Below are 10,757 nucleotides of genomic sequence, written 5' to 3'. Positions count from 1 at the left end.
GTGGTGGCGGCTGGTTCGGAGGCGCGGGAGGATCCGGCGGCGGCAACCCGGGCGACCTCTACGGAGCCGGAGGTGGCGGCGGCAGCAGCTACGCCGCCCCGGCCGCCACCGCCGTCTCGCTCCTGCAGGGCGTCAACCACGGCGACGGCCACGCCACCGTCTCCTTCCACTACGGCACCACCACCATGCTGGCGGCGGACACGCCCACGCCCTTGTTCGGGCACCTTGTCACCCTCACCGCCACGGTCGGTCCCGGAAACCCCGCCGCAGGCACCCCCGCCGGCACGGTCACCTTCTACGACGGCACGACGCCCCTGGCCCAGGTCCCTCTGAACAACGGTCAGGCCGGCTTCACCACGGGGAAGCTCCAGCCCGGGACGCATCAGGTCACCGCCGTTTACAGCGGCGACCCCGCCTTCGAGCCGAGTGCCACCACCGGGCCGACCGGCATCACCGTCGGCTTCAGCGAGCCCTGCATCACCACCGCGCACCACGGGCCGCTCACCGTCGGCGCGGATCGCGCACTGTGTCTCGGCGGTGGTGGCAGCCAGGATGGCCCCGTCACCGTCCGGCCGGGCGGGGCACTGGCCGTCCTCGGCGCGCAGGTTCACGGGCCCCTGTCCGCCGACGGAGCCGCGGCCCTCGCCGTCTGCGGAGCCACCATCGACGGACCGGTCACCGTCCACGGCCCCACCGGCTACCTCCTCCTCGGCGCGGGGCCCGGCGCCACGAGCTCCTGCGCCGGCAACACGATCCATGGCCCCGTGACGCTCGACGCCGACACGGGAGGCCCCAGCGTCACGGGCGTCACGGTCACGGTTCGCTCGGCGCGGGATGCGGGAGCGGGCGGGGGCTGACGACCTGGGGGATGGCGGCGAGCGCCGCGTCGAAATCGTCCACCATCTCGGGGCGGCGCAAGGTGGCGAAGACCAAGGCCCCGAGCCCGTGGGCGAGGGCTGCGGCGTCGGCGACGGCGCGGTAGCCGAGGACGACGCCGCCCGCCTCGAGTTCGCGGACTCGGCGCCGGCGGCGGGCTAGTCTCCGGGCATGGCAAGAAACACCGCCGAAGGCCCGCCGGGATCGATCTTCGACGAGGTCATCGACCGGAAGAACTCCAACTCCATGAAGTGGGCCCGAGCCCGGGAGTTCCTGGCGCCGGACGAGGCCGCCGCCGATCCGCTGCCGATGTGGGTCGCCGACACCGACTTCAGGGCCCCGCAGGCGGTGATCGACGCCCTGCACGACGCCGTGGACCACGGCGTCTTCGGATATCCCGGAGGCGCGACCGACAGCTATCTGGACGCCGTGACGGGATGGCAGGCCCGGCGGTTCGGCTGGGAGGTGCCGCGTGAGTGGGTGCTCCAGACGGCCGGCATCATCACCACGCTGAAGACCGCCGTCCAGGCGTTCTCCGCGCCGGGGGACTCGGTGCTGATCCAGCCGCCGGTGTACGCGCACTTCCACGACGACGTGCTGCTGAACGGGCGTCACCTCGCCTACGCCCCGCTGGAGCGCACCGACGACGGCTACCGTTTCGACGCGAAGGCGTTCGAGGCCGCGATCCGGCCCGACACCAAGCTGTTCATCCTCAGCCATCCGCACAACCCGACCGGCAACGTCTGGTCCGAGGACGAGCTGACGACGATGGGCGAGATCTGCGCCCGCAACGGCGTGCTGGTGGTCTCCGACGAGGTCCACCAGGACCTGGTCCTCAACCCGGCCAGACGGCACGTCCCGTTCGCCTCCCTCGGTGCGGGGTTCGCGCAGAACAGCATCACCTGCACGGCCCCGAGCAAGGCGTTCAACCTGCCCGGCCTGCAGAGCGCGAACGTCTTCGTGCCGAACCGCAGGATGCGCGAGGAGCTCGCCCGGCAGTACGAGCGCAACCTGTTCCCGCTGGTCAACGTGCTGGGCATGGTCGCCGCCGAGGCCGCCTACGCGCACGGGGAGCCCTGGCTGGAGGAGATGCTCGCCTACCTGCGCGGCAACCACGCCCGGTTCGCCGAGGCCGTCAACGGCGCGACCTCCAGGGTGCGGGTCCTGCCGGCCGACTCGCTCTACCTGGCCTGGATGGACTGCCGGGGGCTCGGGCTGGACGCCCCCGCCCTCGACCACTTCATGCTGACCCGCGCCCGCCTGTGGTTGGACAAGGGGCAGAAGTTCGGACGCGAAGGCCACGGCTACATGCGCGTCAACCTGGGGTGCCCCCGCTCCACCGTCGACGAGGCGATCCGGCGTCTCACCACGGCCGTCACGGCGCTGTGAGCGATGCCGACGGGGAACGGGGGCAAGGACACACAGGGCGTCAGCGGCCCTGGAGGGAGCGGACGTTGTCGCCGAAGGTCCAGCCCAGGGAGCCGTCCCAGTTGACCGACCAGGTCATCAGGCCCTTGAGCGAGCCGCCGAAGGCGTTCCACGCCTGGCTGACCAGGCTCGGGGCCATGTAGCCGCCGCCCGCGCCGGGCTGGGCCGGGAGGCCGGGGACCTGCTTGTCGTAGGGCACCTTGACGGTGGTGCCCTGGATCGTCAGGCCGTTGTTCAGGCAGGTGGTCTGCGCGGTGAACCCCTGCACCGTGCCGGCCTGGTAGGAGTCGCCGGAGCAGCCGTACATGCTGCCGTTGTAGTACTGCATGTTGAGCCACCACAGTTGCCCGTTGTCGGCGTACTTCTTGATGATCGGGAGGTAGGCGCCCCAGATCGACCCGTAGGTGACGCTGCCGCCGGTGACGTAGGCCGTCTCGGGGGCCATCGTCAGGCCGAAGCCCGCGGGCATCTGCGCCATGATGCCGTCGATGATGCGTTCCAGGTTGGCCTGGGAGGCGGACAGCGTGTTGATGTTGCCGCTGCCCGTCAGGCCGGTCTCGATGTCGATGTCGATGCCGTCGAAGTTGTACGTCTTGAGGATCGGGACGATGGTGGCCACGAACCGGTCGGCGACGGTGCTGGAGCTCAGGTCGATCCCGGCGGAGGCGCCGCCGATCGACATCAGGATCGTCGCCCCGGCCGCCTTGGCCTGGCACATCTCGGCCGGGGTCGCGACCTTGACGCCGGTGTCCATGCCGTCCTGCCACTCGGCGGTGCCGTCCGAGAGGATGACCGGGAAGGCGGCGTTGACGACGTTGTAGCCGTGCGCGGCGATGCGGCTGTCCGTGATCGGGATCCAGCCCATGCCGGGGTGGACGCCGTTCGCGGCGCCGTCCCAGTTCTCCCAGTAGCCCTGCAGGACCTTGCCCGCCGGCCGGGGCTTGGTGGCGCAGGTCGCGCCCGTGGGCGAGCTGCTCGGCGAGGCGCTGACGGAAGGCGAGGCGCTGGTGGTGGGTGAACTGCTGGTGGTGGGTGAGGCGCTGGGGGTCGGCGAGGTGCTGGTCGTCGGGGAGGCGCTGGGCGAGGGGCCGCCACTCGGGCCGGTGAGCGACACGTCGTCCGCGTCGTACGCGGGCTGCCCGTACCAGCCGTGCAGGTAGACCGTGACCGACGTGGTGTTCGCCCCGGTGGTGAAGGAGACGCTGAGCTGGCTGTACGACGCGCTGCTCGGCGTCCACGTGGAGGGGTCGGCTGTGTTGCCGGTGCCGGTGGCGCCCAGGTAGACGTAGCTGCCCTGGACGTACGCGCTGAGCGTGTACGAGGAGTTGGGCTGCACGCTGACGCTCTGGCTGCACTGGGCGTCGTCCTGGCCCGTGGGGGTGGCCTGGAGCGCTGCGGTCCCGGAGTGGACCGGGGCGCTCACCACGGTGCCGGAGCCGGCCGAGCAGGTCCAGCCGGTCAGTCCGTTCTCGAACCCGGGGTCGGTCACCAGATTGGTGGTCGCGGCCCCGGCCGTGACGGACCCGGCGACGGCGAGGCAGGCGCCGATGAAAGCGGCGGCGCTCATCCCGGCGAGTGCGCGTTGTGCGGTCGCCCTGTTCGGACGGGACATGCTGTGCTCCCTTCCCGCCGAACGCCATGGGCATGACTGAGCTGTGGGGGCATGGCGCCCGGCTCTGGATGAGGTGGGGACAGGTGGGACTGTGCCGGACGGGATCGTAGGAAAGGCGCCCGGGGCCCGTCAATAGGTCTGGACCAATGCCGCTGGTCGTCCGTCGGTCGGTGTCTCAACGGGCCTGTGTCCGGCCGCCGCAAAGGTGCTGAGGGTGGATCAGCCCGCCGTCGCCGCCCAGGCGATCGCCGCGTCCCGGGAGTCGTGCACCGTCGCGCGATCGCCGAGCGTCATGTCCGGCGCGGCGACCAGCCCCACCAGGAGCCCCGTCGAGGCGGCCGCGGCGATCACGCCGCGCAGCAGGGCCAGCGCCGCGGCGTCGGCGTCGGTGACCCGGTGCAGGTCCAGCACCAGGCAGCCGGGCTGCTCGTCCGGCAGGCACGCGCCGACCGCGTGCACCACCCGCTCGGCCGCGGTGAAGTCGAGCGCCCCCTGCGCCGCCACCAGTGCGAGCCGCCCGCCGTCCCGCCAGGCCTCGGTCACCGTGGGCGCGCTGGGCGCCGGATTGTGCATCAGATGCAGGCCGAAGCGGTCGGACAGCTCGCGCAGGGCCGAGACGACCCGCACCGAGTTTCCGGCGGCGTCGAGCGGTGGACTGTAGCCGGCCACGCCGAAGCGCCCGGGGCTGACCGCGATCACCCCGCCGGAGACCCCGCTCTTCGCGGGGAGTCCGACCCGCAGCAGCCACTCCCCGGAGCCGTCGTACATCCCGCAGGTCGCCATCACGGCGAGCACCTGCACGGCCACGGGCTCCGGCACCACCTGCTCCCCGGTCACCGGGTTGAGGCCGCCCGCCGCCAGCGTTGCGGCCATCACTGCGACGTCGACCGTGTCCACCAGCACCGCGCACTGCCGGAAGTACACCTCCGCCGCCTCCGTCGGCGGACAGCGCAGCGATCCGGAGGCCCGCATCAGGTGGGCGAGCGCGCGGTTGCGGTCACCGGTCTGTGCCTCGGCGCGGTAGACCTCCTCGTCGACATCGAGCCCGCGTCCGGCGAACCGGCCCAGGACGTCCAGGACGCGGGTGAAGCGCTCCTCGGGGCCCTCCGCCGCCAGCATCCCCGTCGTTGCGATGGCCCCGGCGTTGATCATGGGATTCGCGGGACGCCCCGTCCCGGGTTCGAGGCTGATCGCGTTGAACGCCTCGCCGCTGGGCTCCGTCCCGACATGCCTGGTGACCTCGGCCAGGCCCAGCTCGGTGAGGGCGAGGGCGTAGACGAAGGGCTTCGACACCGACTGGATGGTGAACCGGATCTCCGCGTCCCCGGCCTGGTACCGGTGGCCCTCGCGGCTCACCAGCGCCAGCCCGAACGCCCCGGGGTCGGCCAGCGCCAGCGGCGGGATGTACGCGGCGAGGTCGCCCGAGGCGTCCGCGCCGTGGGCGCGGCACAGCTCGGTGAGCAGCTCGCCGACCACCTCGGAAGCGATCTCGCGGGCCATGCCCTCCATGCTGGGCGCCGCAGCTCCGGCCCGCAACGGATGGAGCCCGGCGTCAGGGCGAGGCGGAGCGCGACGCGGACTCACATGTGCGGCAGCAGACGGTCCAGCCAGCGGGGGAGCCACCAGTTCACCGAGCCGAGCAGCTCCATGATCGCGGGGACCAGCACCATGCGGACCACCGTGGCGTCCAGGAAGACCGCGACCGCCAGGCCCAGACCGAACTCCTTGACCGCGATGTCGGGCGTGGCGAGCACCGAGAGGAAGACCGTCACCATGATCGCCGCAGCCGCGGTGATCACCCGGGCGGTGCGGCCGAGGCCCCGGGCCACGGCCTCCCGGGTCTTCCGGCCCGTGTCGTGCTCCTCGCGGATCCGCGAGACGAGGAACACCTCGTAGTCGGTGGAGAGCCCGAACAGGATGGGGAAGATGAACAGCGGCACCCAGGCGGTGATCGGAGCGGTGGTCGGGAAGCCGAGCAGCGGCCCGAGCCAGCCCCACTGGACGACGGCGACGAGCACCCCGAAGGCCGCGCCGACCGACAGCAGCGTCATCACCGCGGCCTTGATCGCGATCGCGACCGACCGCACCAGCACCAGCAACAGGATCAGCGCCAGGCCGATCACCGTGGCGATCAGGTAGGGCAGCCGCGCGGCGACCTCGGCGGCGAAGTCGGTGTCACCCGCGGTGGGACCGCCCACGCGCACCACCAGCCCGGTCCCCGCGACGGCCGCCGGAACCACCTGGCCGCGCAGCCGGTCCAGCAGCTTCGGGGTCGCGGCGTCCTGGTGCGCGGTGGTCGGGTAGGCGACGAACAGCGCCGCCTTCCCGTCCTGGCTGAGCTGCGGCGTCGTCACCGCGGCGACGCCGGGGGTCCGGGCGACCGCGTCGGCCAGCGCGCCCAGGTCCGCGCCGCCCGGCGGCAGGGAGGCGACGACGACGAACGGCGCGTCGAACCCTGCGCCGAAGCCCCGGCTGAGGATCTGGTGGGAGGCGTAGCCGCTGGTGTCATGGGGTTCGGTGCTGTTGTCCTCGAAGCTGAGGCGCATCGAGAAGGCCGGGATGGCCAGCAGGATCATCAGCGCGGCCCCGGCGACCAGGCCGGTGACCGGGCGGCGCTGGATCACCCGGGCCCAGCGTTCGGCCATCGGGCTGCGCGAGCCGGTGCGGCCGAGGTAGGGGAGCTTCAGGCGGTCGATGCCGTGACCGGCGAAGCCCAGCAGCGCGGGCAGCAGGGTGACCGCAGCGATCATCGTCATCAGCACCGTCGCGGACGCGGCCACGGCGGTGGCGTTGAGCAGGCGCTGCTGCACGACGAACAGCCCGAGCATGGCGATCACCACGGTGGCGCCGGCGAACAGCACCGGCCGGCCGGCCTTGGCGATGGAGACGGCGACGGCCTCCTCCGGCGTGTCCCCGTCGGCGAGCGCCTCGCGGAAGCGGGTCACGATGAACAGCGCGTAGTCGATGCCGACGCCGAGACCGAGCAGGGTGGACACGATGGGGCTGAAGGACGGCGCCGGAAACAGGTAGCCGAGCAGGAAGGTGAGGGCCAGTCCGGTAGCGATGCCGAAGAGCGCCCCCAGCATGGTCACGCCCATCGCGAGCAGCGAGCCGAAGGCGATCAGGATGACCAGCATCGCGGCCAGGGCCCCGATGGCGTCCGACGCGCCCCCGTACGGGGTCTCCGCACCCACGACGTCCGCCCCGCCCAGCGCGAAGGTCACGCCGTCGCCACTGGCCCGATCCACCTCCGAGATCATGGACTTGACCTCGGCGGCGGGCAGCGGATTGACGTCGGACTGGAGGGTGGCGAAGGCGATGGTGCCGTCGCGGGAGATCTGCCCGGGGGTGTCGTAGGGGGAGCGGACGGAGGTGATGTGCGCGGAGGCGGCCAGCTGAGCCGTCAGCGCGTCCACCCGGGCGCGGACGGCCGGCGTGGTCACGCCCGCCGGTGCGTCGGCGGCCAGCGTCAGCGAGCTGCCCTTGCGCTGCGGGAAGTGATCGCTGATCAGCTGCTGGGCCTGCGCCGACTGCGACCTCCCGCCGGTGAAGTCGTTGTCGGCGGGCGCGGCGAAGCCGATCCCCACGACGAGCAGCACCAGCGTGCCGACGACCCACGAGACCACCACGAGGCGCCGCTGCCGGTAGCAGAACCGGCCCAGCCCGCCGAGCAGTCCCGCGCCCGCCTCAGCCTTGGTCACCGTTCGCAGGTTAGACCGCCCGCTCGGGATTTCCGGGCAGCACGCGTCCGGAGCCACCTGTTCGGCGGGCCCCGGAGGTCCAGGGTGCTTGAGACGTCTCAAACCGCAGCTCGGAAACCCGGTGACCAGAGTGGCGCGGAAGCCGTCGGGCGCAGGCGGAGGAGGCGCCGCGCAAGGGCGGTGGGACGGCGTGGGAAAGCACTGAGACGGTGCTGGGACGTCGGATGCGGGTCGCCCATGCCGTGGCGGTGCTGGCAGGGTGAGGGTGCGCTTTCGAGATCGCCGGTGCTCGTGTCAGGGCCCGGGCGCCACCCCCGTGAATCCGTCCGGGGCACCCGAAAGCAACCGACACCACGAAACGGAGAACACCCGTGCTTGCACGATTCAAGAGGCTGGCAACCGCCGCCGCAGTCACCGCGTCCGCGCTGGCGGTGCCCCTCGTGGGCGCCGGAAGCGCGCACGCCGACTCCCAGGACGGCTGCGGCTACCCGTACGTGTGCATCTACGCGGGCACCAGCGTGACCGGCCCCATCGTGGCCGAGTTCAAGGACTACACCAGCTACTACCAGAGCACCAACCACGGGCCGGGCTTCGCGGTCGTCAACACCCGCAACCAGGACACCGTGTGGATCCGCTCCACCTACGGCGGCACCACGATGTACTCGTGCCTCTCCAACGCCGGCTCGGTATACAACAGCATGGGCAGCATCGGAACCATCACCGGCATCATGATCAGCTCCAACACCAGCTGCTGACCCACCGCGCCCTGATCCGCCGATTCCTCTGACGAAGGACACCATGTACAAGAAGCTGATCGGCCGCGGACTGGTGGCGGCCACCGCCCTCGCGCTCTCCACCGTGGCACTCGCCGGCACCGCCCAGGCGTCCACCAGCGCGCCGTGGCTCGGGTACGGCCACACCACCTCGGGCACCGGGGTCTGGTGCGTGCAGCACCTGGTCAACGACTACCTGCGGCTGAGCGGTCGGCCGACCATCGCCGAAGACAGCCAGTGGGGCCCGCAGACCGAAGGCGCCGTCAGGGGGTTCCAGCAGGCCGTCTACGGCAACCTGCAGGTCGACGGCATCGTCGGTCCGCAGACCGGCAGCAAGTTGATGAACGAGGACTGGACCGACCCGTACGCCGGGCCCAACGGTCAGTGCCTGCCCTACGTCCCGACCGCGCCCAACTTCCCCAACGGCTGAGCGCGGGGACACGCCACAGCGCGGGCCGCGGCGGCGGCCCGCGCTGTGGCGCACCAGGTCCTGCTGACAGCGGCTTAGGGGACCGTTAAGAAACCTGTCTATTGACGAGGGATATTGGTCTGGACCATGTTGGGAGGGCCGCGCGGTTGATCACCCCCACCTACCGTGTGCGGCGCGGCTGCTGTCGCGCCGTCACCTGACAACGACGAGGAGGACTCGCCCATGAGGCGCGTCACCCTGTCCCTCGCCACGGCCGCCGCCCTGCTGGCCGTGCCGCTGACCGCGGCCACCGCGACCTCCGCCCACGCCGCGGGCGGACCGACCGGGCTGATCGCGGACTACGCGGTCACCTCCAGCTGGTCGAGCGGCTTCGAGGCCGGCTACACGATCACCAACGACACCAATGCCGCCGTCGCCACCTGGTCGCTCTCCTTCGACCTGCCCGCCGGGGAGAGCGTCACCAGCGCGTGGAACGGCACCCTGAGCTCCAGCGGCAACCACTACACGATCACCGCGCCCAGCTGGGCGGGCCCCCTCGCCCCCGGTGCGACGGCGGCGGTCGTCGGGTTCGACGTGTCGAACGGAAGCAACCCGCCGACGGCCCCCGCCGACTGCACCATCAACAACGCGCCCTGCGCCGGCCTCCCCGCCGACAGCACCCCGCCGTCGACACCCACCGGGCTCAAGGTCACCGGCAGCGCCCCCGGTTCGGTCTCCCTGTCGTGGAACGCCGCCACCGACAACCAGTCCGTCGCCGGCTACCACCTGTGGGCGAACGGCGCGGTGCTGGCCACCGTCACCGGGACCAGCGCCACGCTCACCGGTCTGATCCAGGGCAGCAGCCTGGCCGTCAGCGTCTCCGCGTTCGACCCGAGCGGGAACGAGTCGGCCGCCTCGGCCGCCGTCAGCGCGGTCGCGGGCAGCGGCAGCGTCCCCGGTGCGGCCGCGCCCTACGTGGACCTGGGCGCCTACCCGACCCCGAGCCTCACCACGCTCGCCGCGAACAGCGGACTGAAGCAGTTCTCGCTCGCGTTCGTCATCAACGGCAGCACCCCGTGCAGCGCCAGCTGGTTCGGCGCCTACGACGCGACGACCGGCTGGGACAAGGCCGACATCGACGCGTTCCGGGCCACCGGCGGCGACGTCCGCGTCTCCTTCGGCGGGGCGAACGGCACCGAGCTCGCCCAGTCCTGCACCACCGCGGCCGCGCTGGAGGCGCAGTACCAGAAGGTCGTCGACGCCTACGGGCTGGACCGGATCGACTTCGACATCGAGGGCACGGCTGTCACCGACCACGCGTCCATCGACCGCCGCTCGCAGGCGCTCGCCCAGCTCCAGGCGGCGCAGGCCGCGAAGGGCCGGGACCTCAAGGTCAGCCTGACCCTGCCGGTGCTGCCCTCCGGCCTCACCGCCGACGGCCTCTACGTGCTGCAGTCCGCCAAGGCGGCGGGCCTGAACGTCGACGTGGTCAACGTGATGGCCATGGACTTCGGCGACTCCGAGGCCCCGAACCCCGCCGGACAGATGGGCACCTACGCGATCCGGTCCGCGCAGGCCACCCAGGCGCAGATCCTCTCCGTCTGGCCCACCCTGACGGCGACCCAGGCCTGGCTCAAGGTCGGCGTCACCCCGATGCTCGGGCAGAACGACAACGCCTCGGAGGTGTTCGGCCTGTCCGACGCCTCGCAGCTGGTGACCTTCGCGCAGCAGAACCACCTGGGCGAGCTGGCCTTCTGGGAGATGACCCGGGACGCCGACGCCTGCACCGGCGGCCTGTCCAAGTGCACCAACGTCCCGCAGACGCCGTACGAGTTCTCGAAGATCTTCGCCGGGTTCACCGGCTGAGCCGAACGGGTTCCGGCCCGCGGCGGCGCCGTGCCGACCATCGTCGGCGCCGCCGCCCCGGGGGCCAACGCGGCCCCACCAAAATCCCGCCC

8 protein-coding genes are annotated in these 10,757 nt (G+C 72.0%); 5 read left to right on the top strand and 3 right to left on the bottom strand.

Annotation, left to right across the window (positions count from 1 at the left end; genetic code table 11):
• Together TR49_RS15100 and TR49_RS15090 are read left to right on the top strand one after the other, a co-directional pair.
• Positions 1-857 (top strand): Ig-like domain-containing protein (locus tag TR49_RS15100; protein ID WP_042381869.1); only part of this gene is annotated, 857 nt, incomplete at its 5' end.
• A 190-nt stretch (positions 858-1,047) separates the two neighbouring features.
• Entirely contained in the window at positions 1,048-2,265 is a 1,218-nt protein-coding gene (locus TR49_RS15090) for a MalY/PatB family protein (protein WP_042381865.1), read from the top strand.
• Between the two features lie 40 nt (positions 2,266-2,305).
• On the opposite strand, the gene TR49_RS47025 is transcribed toward TR49_RS15090, so the two are convergent.
• From TR49_RS47025 to TR49_RS15075, 3 genes are all read right to left on the bottom strand, one after another.
• Complete coding sequence (locus tag TR49_RS47025) at positions 2,306-3,916, bottom strand: carbohydrate binding domain-containing protein (protein ID WP_042381863.1); 1,611 nt, start codon at positions 3,914-3,916, stop codon at positions 2,306-2,308.
• Positions 3,917-4,135: 219 nt separating this feature from the next.
• Positions 4,136-5,416, bottom strand: coding sequence for a glutaminase A (gene glsA, locus TR49_RS15080; RefSeq protein WP_042381862.1), 1,281 nt, complete (start codon positions 5,414-5,416; stop codon positions 4,136-4,138).
• An 80-nt stretch (positions 5,417-5,496) separates the two neighbouring features.
• Positions 5,497-7,617, bottom strand: a complete 2,121-nt coding sequence (locus TR49_RS15075) for an MMPL family transporter (RefSeq protein ID WP_084724912.1) — start codon at positions 7,615-7,617, stop codon at positions 5,497-5,499.
• A 371-nt stretch (positions 7,618-7,988) separates the two neighbouring features.
• Between TR49_RS15075 and TR49_RS39970 the strand changes: the two genes are divergently transcribed.
• The 3 genes from TR49_RS39970 to TR49_RS15060 all read left to right on the top strand — a co-directional run bounded on the left by TR49_RS39970 (position 7,989) and on the right by TR49_RS15060 (position 10,665).
• Positions 7,989-8,372 (top strand): hypothetical protein, encoded by a 384-nt coding sequence (locus TR49_RS39970; RefSeq protein WP_052434310.1) that lies wholly within the window; start codon positions 7,989-7,991, stop codon positions 8,370-8,372.
• 43 nt (positions 8,373-8,415) lie between these two features.
• Complete coding sequence (locus TR49_RS15065; protein ID WP_042381859.1) at positions 8,416-8,820, top strand: peptidoglycan-binding domain-containing protein; 405 nt, start codon at positions 8,416-8,418, stop codon at positions 8,818-8,820.
• A 222-nt stretch (positions 8,821-9,042) separates the two neighbouring features.
• Positions 9,043-10,665, top strand: a complete 1,623-nt coding sequence (locus TR49_RS15060) for a cellulose binding domain-containing protein (RefSeq protein WP_042381857.1) — start codon at positions 9,043-9,045, stop codon at positions 10,663-10,665.
• The last annotated feature ends 92 nt before the right edge of the window (positions 10,666-10,757 follow it).

This window comes from Streptacidiphilus melanogenes, assembly GCF_000787835.1.
Classification (GTDB): domain Bacteria; phylum Actinomycetota; class Actinomycetes; order Streptomycetales; family Streptomycetaceae; genus Streptacidiphilus; species Streptacidiphilus melanogenes.
The sequence above is the reverse complement of the archived record's forward strand: the minus strand, read 5'-3'. Positions and strand labels throughout refer to the sequence as shown.